This is a genomic window from Domibacillus sp. A3M-37 (assembly GCF_024213455.1).
Classification (GTDB): Bacteria; Bacillota; Bacilli; order Bacillales; family Domibacillaceae; genus Domibacillus; species Domibacillus tundrae.
Window position 1 is genome coordinate 498344 of sequence record NZ_JANAVL010000002.1, and the last position, 16694, is coordinate 515037.

The 16694-nt window shown below is 45.6% G+C and carries 13 protein-coding genes; 12 read left to right on the forward strand and 1 reads right to left on the reverse strand.

Features of this window, described 5'->3' with window-relative positions; all coding sequences use genetic code 11:
- Positions 1-124: 124 nt before the first annotated feature.
- From NLX67_RS06635 to NLX67_RS06670, 8 genes are all read left to right on the forward strand, one after another.
- Positions 125-1867: a 2-oxoacid:acceptor oxidoreductase subunit alpha gene (locus NLX67_RS06635; RefSeq protein WP_254310774.1), complete on the forward strand. Its 1743-nt coding sequence runs from the start codon at positions 125-127 to the stop codon at positions 1865-1867.
- Positions 1868-1869: 2 nt separating this feature from the next.
- Positions 1870-2751 (forward strand): 2-oxoacid:ferredoxin oxidoreductase subunit beta, encoded by an 882-nt coding sequence (locus NLX67_RS06640; protein WP_046179257.1) that lies wholly within the window; start codon positions 1870-1872, stop codon positions 2749-2751.
- 125 nt (positions 2752-2876) lie between these two features.
- Positions 2877-4412: a tRNA (N6-isopentenyl adenosine(37)-C2)-methylthiotransferase MiaB gene (gene miaB / locus NLX67_RS06645; protein WP_046179258.1), complete on the forward strand. Its 1536-nt coding sequence runs from the start codon at positions 2877-2879 to the stop codon at positions 4410-4412.
- 1 nt (position 4413) lies between these two features.
- Positions 4414-4848, forward strand: a complete 435-nt coding sequence (locus tag NLX67_RS06650) for a YlbF/YmcA family competence regulator (protein ID WP_046179259.1) — start codon at positions 4414-4416, stop codon at positions 4846-4848.
- A gap of 152 nt (positions 4849-5000) precedes the next feature.
- A complete protein-coding gene (gene cotE / locus NLX67_RS06655) occupies positions 5001-5501 on the forward strand; it encodes an outer spore coat protein CotE (RefSeq protein ID WP_046179260.1) in 501 nt (166 codons plus the stop codon).
- An 85-nt stretch (positions 5502-5586) separates the two neighbouring features.
- The gene (mutS, locus tag NLX67_RS06660) at positions 5587-8154 is read left to right on the forward strand and encodes a DNA mismatch repair protein MutS (protein ID WP_254310775.1); all 2568 of its coding nucleotides are present in this window, start codon (positions 5587-5589) and stop codon (positions 8152-8154) included.
- Positions 8155-8165: 11 nt separating this feature from the next.
- Positions 8166-9989, forward strand: coding sequence for a DNA mismatch repair endonuclease MutL (mutL, locus tag NLX67_RS06665; RefSeq protein ID WP_254310776.1), 1824 nt, complete (start codon positions 8166-8168; stop codon positions 9987-9989).
- Positions 9990-10001: 12 nt separating this feature from the next.
- Positions 10002-10562, forward strand: coding sequence for a glycerol-3-phosphate responsive antiterminator (locus NLX67_RS06670; protein ID WP_046179263.1), 561 nt, complete (start codon positions 10002-10004; stop codon positions 10560-10562).
- Between the two features lie 31 nt (positions 10563-10593).
- Here the strand turns inward: NLX67_RS06670 and NLX67_RS06675 are convergent, their stop codons facing one another.
- Complete coding sequence (locus NLX67_RS06675; protein ID WP_254310777.1) at positions 10594-11358, reverse strand: polyphosphate kinase 2 family protein; 765 nt, start codon at positions 11356-11358, stop codon at positions 10594-10596.
- A gap of 240 nt (positions 11359-11598) precedes the next feature.
- On the opposite strand from NLX67_RS06675, the gene NLX67_RS06680 reads away from it, so the two are divergent.
- The 4 genes from NLX67_RS06680 (at position 11599) to miaA (ending at position 16687) form a co-directional block, all read left to right on the forward strand.
- Positions 11599-12414: an MIP/aquaporin family protein gene (locus NLX67_RS06680; RefSeq protein WP_254310778.1), complete on the forward strand. Its 816-nt coding sequence runs from the start codon at positions 11599-11601 to the stop codon at positions 12412-12414.
- A 13-nt stretch (positions 12415-12427) separates the two neighbouring features.
- Complete coding sequence (glpK, locus tag NLX67_RS06685) at positions 12428-13918, forward strand: glycerol kinase GlpK (RefSeq protein ID WP_046179266.1); 1491 nt, start codon at positions 12428-12430, stop codon at positions 13916-13918.
- Positions 13919-14068: 150 nt separating this feature from the next.
- Positions 14069-15691, forward strand: a complete 1623-nt coding sequence (locus NLX67_RS06690; protein ID WP_254310779.1) for a glycerol-3-phosphate dehydrogenase/oxidase — start codon at positions 14069-14071, stop codon at positions 15689-15691.
- Between the two features lie 54 nt (positions 15692-15745).
- Entirely contained in the window at positions 15746-16687 is a 942-nt protein-coding gene (miaA, locus tag NLX67_RS06695) for a tRNA (adenosine(37)-N6)-dimethylallyltransferase MiaA (protein WP_254310780.1), read from the forward strand.
- Positions 16688-16694: the final 7 nt, after the last annotated feature.

The window sequence follows — 16694 nt, forward strand, 5'->3', positions numbered from 1 at the left end:
GTTTTTTACATAGATCGAACGTTTACCAGTTATAGAGTATTCATATAGTGATTTATATATAAAAATGATACACTATAAGAAGCAGAAAAATGATACGGTCATATTTAAAGGAGTGTTTGGAACAATGGCAGAGCAGCTTTCTTGGAAAGTGGGAGGACAGCAAGGGGAAGGAATTGAAAGCACGGGAGAAATTTTCTCCATGGCGTTGAACCGCCTTGGATACTATTTATATGGGTATCGCCACTTCTCATCCCGTATTAAAGGCGGACATACAAACAATAAAATTCGTGTCAGTACTAAAAAAGTGAGTGCGGTTGCGGATGATCTTGATATATTAGTAGCATTCGACCAGGAAACAATTGATGTGAATTACCATGAACTTCATGCAAATGGCATTATTATTGCCGATACAAAGTTCAATCCGGTAAAGCCTGATGATACGGAAGCGGCTTTTTACGCAGTTCCGTTTACGGAAATTGCGACAGAGCTAGGCACTTCTTTAATGAAAAACATGGTTGCTGTAGGGGCAACGTGTTCAATTATTAACCTGGATGTCTCTGTTTTTCTTGGTGTGGTTGAAGAAATTTTTAGCCGTAAAGGCGAAATGGTCGTTCAAAAGAACATGGAAGCGATCCAGCAAGGTTATGACCATATGAAAGAACAGCTTAATGGTGACACGAGCGCTCTTCAGCTTCCGCCTGCGGACGGCAAGAAACGCATGTTTATGATCGGAAATGACGCGATTGCGCTTGGTGCATTGGCAGCGGGTGTTCGCTTAATGGCGGCGTATCCGATTACGCCGGCCTCCGAAATTATGGAGTATTTAATTAAAAAACTCCCCAAAGTCGGTGGTACAGTCATTCAAACCGAGGATGAAATTGCGGCAGCAACGATGGCGATTGGGGCAAATTACGGCGGTATTCGATCATTCACGGCGTCTGCAGGACCAGGCTTGTCTCTTATGATGGAAGCGATCGGTCTTTCAGGCATGACAGAAACGCCGCTTGTTGTCATTGACACACAGCGTGGCGGTCCATCAACGGGTCTTCCGACAAAACAGGAACAATCAGATCTAATGGCGATGATCTACGGCACGCACGGCGAAATTCCGAAAGTCGTCATTGCGCCGGGCACAGCGGAAGAAGGCTTTTATGATACGGTTGAAGCGTTCAACATTGCCGAAGAATACCAAGTACCGGTCATCTTGTTATCCGACTTGCAGCTGTCACTCGGCAAGCATACCGTTGAGCAGCTTGACTACAGCAAAGTGAACATTCGCCGTGGCAAACTTATGAAAGAAGGCATTGAACCACGCGAGGATAAATCGTATTTTAAACGATATGAAGTGACAGAAGATGGTGTATCGCCGCGTGTGATTCCAGGTGTAAGCGGCGGGATTCACCACGTAACTGGCGTAGAGCACGATGAGACAGGCAAACCATCAGAATCACCGGCAAATCGGAAAGCGCAAATGGACAAGCGTATGAGAAAGCTTAACCAGTTGGCAAATGTCTTTCCGAACCCTATTTACAAAAATACAAAACACGAAGAAGCGGATCTTTTATTAATTGGCTTTAATTCAACAGGCGGTGCGATTGAAGAAGCGATGGAGCGTCTTGAAGCAGAAGGTGTGAAAGTAAACCACGCGCGTGTCCGTCTCGTACATCCATTCCCGACAGCAGACATTTTGCCACTTATTGAATCGGCAAAAAATGTCGCGGTCGTCGAAAACAATGCAACTGGACAACTAGCAAGCATTATCAAAATGAACGCCGGCTATCCGCAAAAAATTAAAAGCATCTTAAAGTATGACGGCAATCCGTTCTTGCCGCATCATATTGTTGAGAGCAGCAAGGAGCTGATTTAATTATGGCAACAGCAGCAACTGCAACGTTTAAAGATTTTCGTAATAACGTCAAACCAAACTGGTGCCCAGGCTGCGGTGACTTCTCCGTACAGGCTGCGATTCAGCGTGCGGCGGCGAATGTCGGCTTGACGCCTGAAAAACTGGCGGTTATTTCTGGCATTGGCTGTTCTGGACGTATTTCGGGCTACATTAATTCATATGGACTTCACGGCATTCACGGCCGCGCTCTTCCGATTGCTCAAGGCGTGAAAATGGCCAATAAAGAGTTGACTGTTATTGCATCCGGTGGCGACGGCGACGGTTTTGCGATCGGAATGGGTCACACCATTCACGCAATGCGCCGCAACATTGACTTAACATATATCGTCATGGATAACCAAATTTATGGATTGACGAAAGGACAGACGTCTCCGCGTTCAGCGGCTGGATTTAAAACGAAATCGACACCGCTCGGCTCGATTGAACAGACGTTATCACCGATGCAGCTCGCCGTTACAACCGGCGCGACATTTGTCGCACAAAGTTTTTCAACTGATTTAAAAGATTTGACAGCGATCATTGAAGCCGGGATTAACCATAAAGGCTTTTCATTGATTAATGTATTCAGCCCGTGTGTCACGTACAATAAAGTGAACACGTATGATTGGTTTAAAGAAAATTTAACAAAGCTTTCAACAATTGAAGGCTACGACCCGGCCGACCGTCAAGGCGCGATGAACACACTTATGCAGCATGATGACCTTGTCACAGGCATCATTTATCAAGATACTGAACGTCCATCGTACCAGGATCTTGTAGAAGGCTATGCCGAAACACCGCTTTCTGAAGCGGAACTGAATCTTGGCGCGGAAGCATTTGATCAGCTTATCAAAGAATTTATGTAATTTTTATGGCGCAGAGGAGAGAAATCTCTGCGTCTTTTTCTGGCGCGCGCTTGAGTAGAGTCTTTCGACGGTATATACTTAGGAAATGTGCACGATAGTTTGAAAGATCGGAAAGGGGATTTACCATGAACGAGGAACAACGAAAAGACAGCGAACAGGCTCATCCATCGGACAAAAAATCCGCTAAGGACTACAGCCAGTATTTCGAAACCGTCTATACGCCGCCTTCTTTAAAAGATGCAAAAAAGCGCGGGAAAGAAGAAGTGGCGTATCATCACGACTTTAAAATTGATGAACGCTTTCAAGGAATGGGCAAAGGCAAAAACTTTTATATTCGGACGTACGGATGCCAAATGAATGCGCATGACACTGAAGTGATGGCGGGCATTTTCATGGCACTAGGCTACAATGTGGTTGAAACACCGGAGGAAGCGGACGTGATTTTGTTAAATACGTGTGCTATCCGTGAAAATGCGGAAAACAAAGTATTTGGCGAAATCGGCTTTTTAAAGCATTTAAAGCGGGACAATCCGAACTTGCTGCTTGGCGTATGCGGCTGCATGTCACAGGAAGAATCCGTCGTCAACAAAATCTTGAAATCGTACCACCATGTGGATATGATTTTTGGTACGCATAACATTCACCGCCTGCCGGAAATTTTAAATGAAGCATACATGTCCAAAGAAACGGTCATTGAAGTGTGGTCTAAAGAAGGCGATGTTATTGAAAATCTTCCGAAAAAGCGTCAGGGCAATGTCAAAGCATGGGTAAACATCATGTATGGCTGCGATAAATTCTGTACGTACTGCATCGTGCCGTATACACGCGGAAAAGAACGGAGCCGACGCCCGGATGAGATTATCCAGGAAGTGCGCCAGCTTGCCGCGCAAGGCTATCAGGAAGTGATGCTGCTTGGACAAAACGTGAACGCATATGGAAAAGATTTTGATGATATAGAATATCGACTTGGCGATCTAATGGATGAAATCCGCCAGATCGGCATTTCGCGCGTGCGCTTTACAACAAGTCATCCGCGTGATTTTGACGATCATTTAATTGAAGTCCTTGCAAAAGGCGGCAATTTAATGGATCACATTCATCTGCCCGTACAAAGCGGTTCAACAGATGTATTGAAAATTATGGCCCGCAAATATACACGTGAGCAGTTTTTAGAGCTTGTTCGCAAAATTAAAACGGCAATGCCGGACGTCGCGCTGACAACGGATATTATCGTCGGCTATCCGAACGAAACGGATGAACAGTTTGAAGAAACGATGTCGCTGTACCGTGAAGTTGGATTTGAAATGGCGTATACGTACGTTTATTCGCCGCGTGAAGGAACACCAGCCGCTAAAATGACGGACAATGTACCGATGGACGTGAAAAAGGCACGACTGCAGCGTTTAAATGCGCTTGTGAACGAATTATCAGGTGAATCAATGAAGCGGTATAAAGGACAAATTGTCGACGTGCTGATCGACGGGGAAAGCAAGAAAAACCCGGACGTTCTCGCAGGTTATACATCAAAAAGCAAGCTCGTTAACGTGAAAGCACCGAAATCCGCGATCGGAAAAATCATTCCGGTGAAAATCATTGAAACGAAGTCGTGGTCAATGGACGGAGAAGCAGTAGAAATCGAAAATATGGCCGGGGTGAACTAATATGGAAAAAACAATCTATACAAAAGATGAGATTATTGCCAAAGCAACGGAAATCGCCAATATGATTTCCGCGACAGAAGAAGTGGAATTTTTCAAACAGGCAGAAGCGAAAATTCATGAAAACCAAAAGCTGCGTGAAAAAATGGCCGGGTTAAAAAGTCTGCAAAAACAAGCCGTTAATTTTCAGCACTATAAAAAAGTAGAAGCCTCAAAAATGGTGGAGGAAAAAATCGCCAAAATTGAGCAGGAACTTGATGAAATGCCGATTGTTCAGCAGTTTAAGCAGTCACAGACCGATGTAAACGAAATTTTGCAAATGGTTGCAACAGCGATTTCTAATAAAGTAACGGATAACATCATTAACGAAACAGGCGGCGATATTCTTCGCGGCGAAACAGGCGCTCACGTGCAAAACAGCACACCGGGCAGCTGCTGATCATTTTTCATCCTGCCTGTAACGGGCAGGATTTTTTCTTTTAGTCAGTGCTTGCCGCTCATAACAGCCGCTCCGCGCTTTTAAATTATTGGGCACCCGTCTTACTCTCCCTGCATACAATACAAAGACCACATCAGAGGAGGGACAACAGATTGAGCCAATTCCGAGAGATCATTACGAAGTCCGTCGTTGCCAAAGGCCGGAAATATACACAGACGCACCATACCATTTTGCCGCCGAATAAACCGTCAGGTATTCTAGGGTGCTGGATTATCAACCACGAATACAAAGCGAAAAAATCAGACAAAAAAGTAGACGTATTTGGCACGTATGAAATTAACGTCTGGTACTCGTACCAAAACCATACGAAAACGGCTGTTGTCACGGATAAAGTAGAATATAAAGACGTCCTCAATTTAACGTATCGTGACGACGACTGCGAAGGCGATGACGACGTCTGGGTAAAAGTCTTGCAGCAGCCAAACTGTCAGGAAGCGGTCATTTCGGAATCCGGCACGAAAATTAATGTGCAGGCAGAACGGGAATTGACGGTGGAAGTGACGGGAGAAACGAAAGTGACTGTAGCGTTTCATGACTACGAAGACGAGTGGGACTGCGAGCGGGAAACAGCGGAAGAACATCACGAAAAGTAAAATGGGTGGCGGGAAACGAACTATTTTCCCGCTTTTTTTCTGTGTGCTATACTAACAAAAGAAGAAAGACAGAGAGGAAAACGACATGTCACAATATACTCCAATGATCCAGCAATATTTGCGTGTGAAGGCAGACTATGAAGATGCCTTTTTATTTTTTCGCCTCGGAGATTTTTACGAAATGTTTTTTCAAGATGCGTTAAAAGCGAGTCAAATTTTAGAAATCACGTTAACGTCGCGTGAAGGCGGCAGCGCAGACCGGATTCCGATGTGCGGTGTGCCGTATCATTCCGCGAAAGGGTACATAGAACGGTTAATTGCGGCAGGCCATAAAGTGGCGATCTGCGAGCAACGTGAAGACCCCAAGCAGGCGAAAGGGGTCATTAAACGGGAAGTCGTACAGGTTATTACACCGGGCACCATGATGGAAGGCGCTGGCATTCAGGAAAAAGAAAACCATTATCTTGCGGCATTGGAACATTCAGACACTGAATATGCGATAGCGGCTGCGGATTTAACAACCGGCGAGTGTAAAACAGCTATTTTCACGACATTTGACGCGGCCCTTCATGAAATGTCGTCGTACGGTGTGAAAGAAGTAATTACAGATGGTTCTTTGACCGAGTTGGAAGCGAAACAAATATACGGCCGGCTTGACGCGGTGATTTCGGTAGAAGAAGCAACGGACCCGGCTTCATTTGATGAACTGCTGATGCAAGTAAAAAAAGAAACCGCCCGAAAAGCGTCAGCCCGTCTTTATCATTATTTGCACCGGACACAAAAACGCAGCCTTGATCACTTACAGGCGGCAGAACCGTATGAAATTCGCGATTATATGAACATCGATTATTTCTCAAAGCGAAACTTGGAGCTGACCGAAACGATCCGGTCGAAAGGAAAAAAAGGGTCGCTGCTTTGGCTCCTTGATGAAACGAAAACGGCAATGGGAGGCCGCTTGCTGAAACAATGGATCGACCGGCCTCTTTTAAATGAAAAAGATATTAACCGCCGTCTCGGTATTGTTGAAACGTTTATCGCGGCTTTCTTTGAACGGGAAGAGCTGCGTGAACAGCTAAAAGAAGTGTATGACTTAGAACGGCTTGCCGGGCGAGTTGCCTTTGGCAATGTCAATGCACGCGACCTCGTTCAGCTGAAAAAATCACTTGGACAAATTCCCTTGTTGGCAAATTTGCTGAAACGAATTAATGGGATCGAATTAAACAGACTGGCCGATTCTCTTGATCCATGTACAGAGCTGTTTGAAGAGCTTGACCTGGCTCTTATTGAAGAACCGCCGATTTCTGTGAAAGAAGGCGGCATGATTCGGGACGGGTTCCACGCGCAGCTTGATGAATACCGTGATGCAGCACGAAACGGCAAGCAGTGGATTGCAGAGCTCGAAAAAGAAGAACGGATAAAAACCGGTATTAAATCGCTTAAAATTGGCTACAATCGCATCTTCGGCTATTACATTGAAGTGACGAAAGCGAATCTCGGCTTGCTTAAAGAAGGACGTTATGAACGAAAGCAGACGCTCGCCAATTGCGAACGGTTTGTCACACCGGAATTAAAAGAAAAAGAGACGCTTATTTTAGAAGCAAATGACAAAATGATGGAACTTGAATACGATTTGTTTTCACAACTGCGTGAGCATGTGAAGCAGTTTATTCCCCGCCTTCAAAATCTTGCCCGTATGGTTAGTGAAATTGATGTGCTGCAATGTTTTGCTGCGGTGAGCGAATCGCGCCGGTTTGTCCGGCCGTCCTTTTCACCAGACGGAAACATGTGGATAAAAGAAGGGCGCCATCCGGTTGTTGAAAAAGTGATAGATGCGCAAGGATTTGTCCCGAACGATTGCCAGATGGAAGCGGGGCGAAATGTGCTGCTTATTACCGGACCGAACATGTCTGGTAAAAGTACATATATGCGCCAAACTGCTTTAATTGCGATATTGGCGCAAATCGGGTGCTGCGTACCGGCAGAGGAAGCGGTCCTGCCGATTTTTGATCAAATTTTTACACGGATCGGCGCTGCAGATGACTTAGTCTCTGGACAAAGTACATTTATGGTCGAAATGCTTGAAGCAAAACATGCGATCGTGAGTGCCACGAGCCGCTCGCTTATTTTATTTGACGAAATCGGCCGCGGGACGTCCACGTACGATGGAATGGCGCTTGCGCAGGCGATGATTGAGTATATTCATACAAATATTGGCGCAAAAACATTGTTTTCGACCCATTATCATGAATTGACAGTGCTCGATGAATCGCTTGAGCATATGCAAAATATCCACGTGACCGCAGCGGAACAAGATAACAAGGTTGTATTTTTACATAAAGTAAAAGACGGTGCAGCCGATAAAAGTTATGGGATCCATGTGGCGCAGCTTGCTGGTCTGCCTGAGTCCGTCCTAATTCGCGCGGAAGAGCTGCTGCATTCATTTGAGAATAAAGAAGAAAAAGCGGCGCCTGCCGCGCTCGTTCAAGAAGGGCAGCTGTCCTTTTTTGAGGAGAAGCCGGTGTCGAAGCAAAAGCCATCTCGGAAAGAAGATCCGTCTATTCTATTAAAGCTGTTAAGCTATGACATTATGGAAATGACACCGATGGAAGCGATGAATACGCTATATACGCTGCAAAAAGAAGCGAAAAAATGAGGTGAACTAGAATGGGGATTATTCGCCAGCTCGATGAATCACTTTCAAATAAAATTGCGGCCGGAGAAGTCGTAGAACGGCCGGCGTCTGTCGTAAAAGAGTTAACGGAAAACGCGCTTGACGCGGGGAGTACCGTCGTTGAAATTGACGTAGAAGATGCGGGGCTTGGGCTGATCCGTATTACAGACAACGGCTCCGGCATTGAGTCCGATGACGTGGAGCGGGCATTTTATCGCCATGCGACAAGCAAAATTAAAGACGAGAACGATTTGTTTCGCATCCGGACGCTCGGCTTCCGCGGTGAAGCGCTGCCGAGTATTGCCTCTGTCTCCGATGTCACAATGGCAACGTCCACAGGAAACGCTGCTGGGACTGAAATTGTTTTATCCGGCGGCGCCATTCAATCGAAAAAGCCGGGTCCTGCCCGGAAAGGAACGGAAATGACCGTATCCAACTTGTTTTTTAATACACCAGCGCGGCTGAAATACATGAAAAGTGTCCATACAGAGCTCGGCAACATTACGGATGCCGTTAACCGGATGGCGCTCAGCCGGCCGGACGTTTCATTCAGGCTGCGCCATAATGGCCGCGAGCTGTTAAAAACGAATGGGAATGGTGATGCAAGACAAGTGCTGGCGGCCATATACGGGATTTCCATTGCGAAACAAATGATTCCGGTTCACGCGCAGTCCCTTGATTTTCGGTTATCCGGCTTTCTGTCAATGCCAGAAGTAACGCGTGCTTCACGTAACTATATGTCAATGATGGTGAACGGCCGGTTTATTAAAAATTTTAAAGTTTCTAATGCCATTTTAGAAGGCTATCACACGTTTTTGCCGACCGGGCGCTATCCGATTGTGCTATTAAATATTGAGATGGATCCATTGCTCGTCGATGTGAATGTTCACCCGGCAAAGCTTGAAGTGCGTTTCAGCAAGGAACAGGAACTGTGTGCGCTCATTGCGGAGACGGTGAAAGCCGTATTGCGGAAAGAGACGTTAATTCCAGATGCACTGCCTGTATTGAAAAAGCGAAAAGATTTTACCGAACAGCGGGCGTTTCAATTTGAGGCGCCACGCCCGAAACAACCGGTCATGCCGCCGCAAAAGGAAGTTGAAAAGCTGTACAAGCCTGACTATTATAATGAGCCGATAAAAGAAGCACCGCAAGAAATCGTTTTGGAGGGAAAAATCGACGTACCCGTATCCGCGCCAGAGCAGGAGCCGGTAAAAATGAACGAGCTGTCGCAAGAGCGCATGCCGATGCTTTACCCAATCGGGCAGATGCATGGGACGTACATTTTTGCCCAAAATGAAAACGGCTTGTATATGATTGACCAGCACGCCGCGCAGGAGCGGCTGAAATATGAATATTTCCGTGAAAAAGTAGGACAGACGGAGCCGGAGCTTCAGGAACTGCTTATTCCTATGACATTTGATTTTTCCGCAGATGAATGGATGAAAATCGAGGAAAATAAAGCGGCGTTGGAACAAGTAGGTGTATTTTTGGAACCGTTCGGTGATAAATCGTATGTTGTCCGGTCGCATCCCGTCTGGTTTCCGAAAAATGAAGAACGTGACGTCATTGAAGAAATGATTGAAGAGGTACTTGCGATGAAAAAGCCGGAAGTGAAAAAAATTCGTGAGGAAGCAGCGATTTTAATGAGCTGTAAAGGATCGATCAAAGCAAACCGCCATCTACGGAAGGATGAAATTGAGCAGCTGCTGGCGGACCTTCGCCGCAGTGAAGATCCGTTCACGTGTCCACACGGAAGGCCAATCGCGATTCATCTTTCTAATTATGATATTGAAAAAATGTTTAAACGAATTATGTGAAGAGGTGATCTTATGTCATTTAAGGGACAACTGATTTTGCCCGCCATTCGGTCGATGAAAGATTTTGAAAAAATGCTGGCAATGAATTATGAATATGGTGTTTTTCTGGATTTGCACATCGGAATGGTAAAAAGTGTGTTGGACCTTGCGCGGCAAAATGAGAAAAACATGTTTGTTCACCTTGATTTGATTAGCGGGCTTTCCGGCGACGAACATGGCGTTGAATTTATTGCCCGATATGCAAAGCCATACGGCATTATTTCGACTAAAGGCAGCGCCCTGATCAAAGCGAAGCAAAAAGGACTCGTTGCCACACAGCGAGCGTTTATCCTCGATTCGCATGCATTAAGCCGGAGTGTAAAGCTCGCGCAAAAAGCGAATCCAGACTATATTGAGGTGCTGCCTGGTGTGGCACCAAAAATTATTGATGTCATCCGCCGCGAAACAGGAAAACCAGTTTTTGCCGGTGGATTAATTGAAACGAAAAAAGAAGTCGAAGCGGCAATGGAAGCTGGTGCTTCCGCAGTAACGACGTCAAATGTTGAATTGTGGAAGGAATTTTCTAAAGCATAAAAAAGCGAAGCCAGCCCGCTTCGCTTTTTTGTTATTTTGCGCCAAATAGTTCGTATTCAGGCAGGGGCTGGCCCATTTGAATAAGTGACTTTTCAATATGCGCGACCGCTTTTTTCAAAATCGCTACTCGTGTATATTTTTTGTCGTTTCCTTCAATCACATGCCACGGAGCATAGGAGTGATCCGTTTTGCTAAGCATTTCTTCTGCTGCTTCTACATACCTATCCCATTTCTTTCGATTGCGCCAGTCTTCATTGGTGATTTTCCAGCGCTTCACCGGATCCAGCTTTCGTTCTTCAAACCGGCGCAGCTGCTCGTCTTTTGAAATGTGCACCCAAAATTTCACCATTATGTATCGTTCATCGGTTAATGATTTTTCAAATGAATTAATTTCCTCATAGGCTCGTTTCCATTCGTGGTCGACGGCATATCCTTCAATTCGTTCAACAAGTACGCGCCCATACCAGGACCGGTCAAAAATGGCGATTTGCCCATGCTGGGGCAGCTTTCGCCAAAACCGCTGCAAATAATGATACCGAAGCTCGTGAGCAGCCGGTGCTGAAATCGGATGAACGAGAACACCGCGTGGATCAAGCTGCTCGTTCATTCGTTTAATGACTCCCCCTTTGCCGGCCGCATCCATTCCTTCAAACGCAATAATCAATCCGATTTTTTCTTGAAACAGCATTTGCTGCAAAGCGAGAAGACGGCGCTGATATTTTTCCAGTTTTAGATTATATTCTTTTTTGTCGGTTAATTGCTTGTCCTGCTTTAGTTTTTCCAGCTTTATGTTCATGGTCATTCCTCCCTTTTTTTATCATACCCGTAACTCACCATATTTCAACAATTTTAAAAAATGTTTGACAACGCTTTCAATTGCCGTTATGATAAACAACAAGTTCATAAATTTGTGACCGAGAACATGGAGACTCACATTGACACCCGTTACAGGGATCAGTGTGAGTTTTTTTATTTTTTGCCTTTTGATACGATCCCGGGCGTAAAAAGGCGATAAAAAAGAAGGGATGAGGATGGAATGACACCATTTATGGGAGAGTTGATTGGAACGGCAATGCTTATTATTTTTGGGGCAGGAGTTTGTGCTAACACAAATTTGAAAAAATCATTTGCAAATGGGGGCGGCTGGATTGTTATTGCATTCGGCTGGGGCCTTGCTGTAACAATGGCTGTGTATGCAGTAGGCAGCGTCAGCGGCGCCCACTTAAACCCGGCTGTCACGATTGCATTGGCGATTACCGGTTCATTTCCATGGTCAGATGTCGTATCATATGTAACAGCTCAAATGATCGGTGCTATTATTGGCTCAGCGGTTGTTTTCTTACACTTTTTGCCGCATTGGGAAGAAACGGAAGATCCCGGCGCAAAGCTTGGCGTTTTCGCCACATCGCCAGCGATTGATCGTCCATATGCCAATATCATTAGTGAAGTGATTGGAACATTTATTTTAATTATCGGTTTGTTAACGATTGGCGCCAACGAATTTACAGATGGATTAAACCCGTTGATTGTCGGCTTTTTAATCATTGCTATCGGGTTATCACTCGGCGGTACAACTGGTTACGCGATTAATCCGGCTCGGGATCTCGGTCCTCGGATCGCGCACTTCCTTCTTCCGATTGCCGGTAAAGGGGGCTCCAATTGGAAGTATGCGTGGATTCCTGTAGCAGGACCTGTGATTGGCGCTGTCCTTGCCGCATTTTTTTATAAAGGCTTTTTCCTTAATGAAGGAACAGGCGCGTTTTACATCACGTTAGCTGCGTCAATTGTATCGATTATGCTCATTAAATTTGTTTCATCCGGCACAGCTGTGCAGGCATATACACATAAATAAGGGGGACTTTCACATGGAAAAGTATATTATGTCAATCGATCAAGGCACAACAAGCTCACGGGCGATTTTATTTAACAAAAAAGGAGAAATCGTTCACTCGGCACAAAAAGAATTTAAGCAATATTTCCCGAATCCGGGCTGGGTGGAGCATGATGCTAACGAAATTTGGGCTTCTGTTTTATCGTGCATGGCGACGGTATTGAATGAAGTGGAAATTCAAGCCGGCCAAATTGAAGCGATCGGGATTACAAATCAGCGTGAAACAGCGGTGATCTGGGATAAAGAAACAGGGCGTCCGATTTATCACGCAGTCGTTTGGCAGTCTCGTCAAACATCAGACATTTGTGCAGATATTAAAGAAAAAGGCCATGAGCAGGCGTTTCGGGATAAAACAGGACTCTTAGTTGATCCATACTTTTCCGGAACGAAAGTAAAATGGCTTTTAGATAATGTCGAAGGGGCTCGCGAGCGGGCGGAAAAAGGCGAATTGTTATTTGGCACGATCGATACGTGGCTGATTTGGAAATTAACTGGCGGAAAAGCACACGTGACGGATTATTCGAATGCGGCACGAACACTCATGTTTAACATTCATACATTAGAGTGGGACGCGGAATTGCTCGATATTTTAACAGTACCAAAGCAACTATTGCCAGAGGTGCGTCCTTCTTCTGAAGTTTATGGGACAACTGCTCCGTTCCACTTTTTCGGGCAGGAAATCCCGGTTGCCGGTGCGGCAGGCGATCAGCAGGCTGCCTTGTTTGGACAAGCTTGTTTCGACAAAGGTATGGCGAAAAACACATATGGCACCGGCTGCTTTATGCTCATGAATACGGGCGAAAAAGCGGTGAAGTCAGAGCACGGCTTGCTCACAACAATCGCGTGGGGCATCGACGGCAAAGTGGAATATGCGCTTGAAGGCAGTATTTTTGTGGCAGGGTCTGCGATTCAATGGCTTCGTGACGGGATGCGGATGATTAAAAATGCGGCAGACAGTGAGCAATACGCAGAACGTGTAGAGTCAACAGATGGTGTGTACGTCGTGCCGGCTTTTGTAGGTCTCGGAACGCCATACTGGGAAAGCAATGTGCGCGGGGCAGTGTTTGGCTTAACTCGTGGAACGGAGAAAGAACAGTTTATTCGTGCAGTTCTTGAATCACTTGCCTACCAGACGAAAGACGTGCTTGAAGCGATGGAAGCTGATTCGGGCATTTCGTTAAAAACGCTGCGTGTTGATGGCGGCGCCGTAATGAACGCCTTTTTAATGCAGTTCCAAAGCGACATGCTTGATGTGCCGGTTGAACGGACACAAATTAACGAAACGACAGCGCTTGGTTCAGCTTACTTGGCGGGGCTTGCTGTTGGCTTCTGGAATGACCGTTCGGAAATCGCGCAAAACTGGCAGGTTGCCCGTACATTTGAACCAGACATGAACGATGAAACGCGTGAAAAGCTGTACAGTGGCTGGAAAAAAGCTGTGAAAGCGGCTATTGCGTTTCAATAACACTAATGGTAGAATGATTATAAGTTAATACATTGTCCGGAGAAACGGGAGAGACCTGAAAGCAAAGCAGCGATAGCTGTTTGCATTTTCAGGTCTCTTTTTGTTTATTCTGGGGTATAAAAATAGAGGAATCATAAAGGGGATGACGAAATGAATTTTACTAATCATCAGCGTACGGAAAAAATAAATGCTCTTCAAAACGAACAATTTGACGTGTTAGTAATCGGCGGCGGGATTACCGGTGCCGGGATCGCGCTTGATGCATCAATGCGCGGCATGAAGACGGCATTAATAGATATGCAGGATTTTGCGGCAGGTACATCCAGCCGTTCGACAAAGCTCGTACACGGCGGTCTTCGCTATTTAAAACAGTTTGAAGTGAAAATGGTGGCAGAAGTCGGCAAAGAGCGTGCTATTGTATATGAAAACGGTCCGCATGTGACCACGCCGGAATGGATGCTGCTGCCGTTTCATGAAGGAGGCAACTTCGGTCCGCTTTCAACGTCATTTGGCCTTCGTGTATACGACTTTTTGGCGGGCGTGAAGCGGTCAGAGCGCCGGAAAATGTTTTCTGCAGAAAAAACACTTCAAAAAGAGCCGCTCATTAAAAAAGAAGGTTTAAAAGGCGGCGGTTACTATGTGGAATACCGGACAGATGATGCAAGACTAACACTTGAAGTGATGAAAAAAGCGGCTGAAAAAGGAGCGCTTTGCTTAAATTATATTAAAGCGGATGGATTTACGTACGATAACGGCAAATTAAACGGTATTCAGGCAGTTGATCAATTAACAAACGAACCATTAAGGATCTACGCCGCAAAGGTCATTAACGCGTCTGGCCCGTGGGTGGATGAAGTGCGCAAAAAAGACGGCAGTGAAAATGGAAAACATTTGCGCCTGACAAAAGGGGTTCATATCGTCATTGATCAATCCGTTTTCCCGCTTCACCAAGCTGTTTATTTTGACACACCGGACAAGCGGATGGTTTTTACGATTCCGCGTGAAGGCAAGGCGTACGTCGGCACGACAGATACGTTTTATAATACGGATCCGATTCGTCCTGATGTCACAGAAGAAGACCGTTCGTACTTACTGGGTGCTATTCGATTTATGTTCCCTGGGGTTGACGTAAAAGAAAGTGATATTGAATCGTCCTGGTCAGGCGTCCGCCCGCTTATTTATGAAGATGGCAAAGATCCTTCTGAAATTTCCCGGAAAGATGAGATTTGGGAAGCAGAATCCGGCTTGTTGACGATTGCAGGCGGAAAATTAACAGGCTACCGGAAAATGGCTGAAACCATTGTGGACTTAGTCGCTAAGCGCTTCAAAGAAGAAAAAGGGGTTTTATACAGCCCGTCTGAAACGAAGCATTTGCCGATTTCAGGTGGGGATGTCGGAGGATCAGCGAACTTCCTGACGTTTGTAAAAGCAAAAACGGCTGTTGGTGTTTCAAAAGGCTTTACAGAAGAAGAAGCAAAAAAGATCGTGCATATGTACGGATCTAATGCCGAAAAGGTATTTTCTTATAAAGAAGAAAGTGGGCTTCCTGCAGTTTTAAACGCGCAGCTGCTTTACGCGATTGGGGAAGAAATGGCTTACACGCCGGCGGACTTTTTTATTCGCCGCACAGGTGCCTTGCTGTTCGACATTGATACAGTTTTAACGTATAAACAGCCGGTTACGAACAAAATGGCGCAGCTGTTCAACTGGACGGACGAAGAAAAAACAAAACATGCGGCAGAACTGGAAGCAGAAATCGCCGCCTGTTCGTAACGGCCGGTATCCGCTATAATAAGGATACTTATACGTAAAAGGCTGTGAAACAAAGTGAAGAAAGACAAAGTGGCTGTCGTCATTGGCCCGACAGCATCCGGAAAAACGGATTTAAGCATTTATCTCGCAAAAGAATTTAACGGCGAAGTGATCAGCGGGGATTCCATGCAGATTTACCGCGGCCTCTCTATTGGAACCGCGAAAGTGACGAAAGAAGAAATGAACGGTGTGCCGCATCATTTAATTAATATTAAAAATCCGGATGAATCTTTTTCTGCCGCTGAATTCCAGCAGCTTGCCCGTGAAAAGATCGCTGATATCAATGCGCGCGGCAAGCTGCCGATTATTTGCGGCGGCACGGGTCTTTACATTCAATCCGTTTTGTATGATTACCAATTTGCTGAAGATGGCATAGATCATACGATTCGAAAAGAACTTGAAGCAGAAGCGAAGAAAATGGGTGCTGACGCGCTGCATGAACAATTGAGAAAAGTAGATCCGGCAATGGCTGCTTCGTTTCATCCGAACAACGTACGCCGGACGATTCGCGCGCTTGAAATTTACCGGACAACCGGCGAGCCTGCGTCTAAACGAAAAAACTCGGAAATACCTGATGAAAAATACGACAATGTGATGATCGGTCTCTCGATGGAACGGGCAGTATTGTACGATCGCATTAACCGCCGTGTCGATTTGATGATGAAGGCAGGGCTTTTAAACGAAGCGAAATGGCTGTATGAGACGAATTTAGTGAATGCACCGGCTGTTCAGGCGATTGGCTACAAGGAGCTGTTTCCATATTTGCGCGGCGAGCAGCCGCTTGAAGAAGGAGTAGACATATTAAAACAAAATTCTCGCCGCTACGCTAAACGTCAGCTGACTTGGTTCCGCAATAAAATGGATATCAACTGGTTTGATGTAACCGATGAATCTGCACGAGATGAAAAAAAACAACAAATTTGCTCGCTGTTGGCAGGAAAGCTGAATCTGAGGTAGAATTAGT

Bases quoted from the DNA above. Each gene is read 5' to 3' on its own strand.
- NLX67_RS06635 (WP_254310774.1), top strand. From the start codon at position 125: ATGGCAGAGCAGCTTTCTTGGAAAGTGGGAGGACAGCAAGGGGAAGGA.
- NLX67_RS06640 (WP_046179257.1), top strand. From the start codon at position 1,870: ATGGCAACAGCAGCAACTGCAACGTTTAAAGATTTTCGTAATAACGTC.
- miaB (WP_046179258.1), top strand. From the start codon at position 2,877: ATGAACGAGGAACAACGAAAAGACAGCGAACAGGCTCATCCATCGGAC.
- NLX67_RS06650 (WP_046179259.1), top strand. From the start codon at position 4,414: ATGGAAAAAACAATCTATACAAAAGATGAGATTATTGCCAAAGCAACG.
- mutS (WP_254310775.1), top strand. From the start codon at position 5,587: ATGTCACAATATACTCCAATGATCCAGCAATATTTGCGTGTGAAGGCA.
- mutL (WP_254310776.1), top strand. From the start codon at position 8,166: ATGGGGATTATTCGCCAGCTCGATGAATCACTTTCAAATAAAATTGCG.
- NLX67_RS06670 (WP_046179263.1), top strand. From the start codon at position 10,002: ATGTCATTTAAGGGACAACTGATTTTGCCCGCCATTCGGTCGATGAAA.
- NLX67_RS06675 (WP_254310777.1), bottom strand. From the start codon at position 11,358: ATGAACATAAAGCTGGAAAAACTAAAGCAGGACAAGCAATTAACCGAC.
- NLX67_RS06680 (WP_254310778.1), top strand. From the start codon at position 11,599: ATGACACCATTTATGGGAGAGTTGATTGGAACGGCAATGCTTATTATT.
- glpK (WP_046179266.1), top strand. From the start codon at position 12,428: ATGGAAAAGTATATTATGTCAATCGATCAAGGCACAACAAGCTCACGG.
- NLX67_RS06690 (WP_254310779.1), top strand. From the start codon at position 14,069: ATGAATTTTACTAATCATCAGCGTACGGAAAAAATAAATGCTCTTCAA.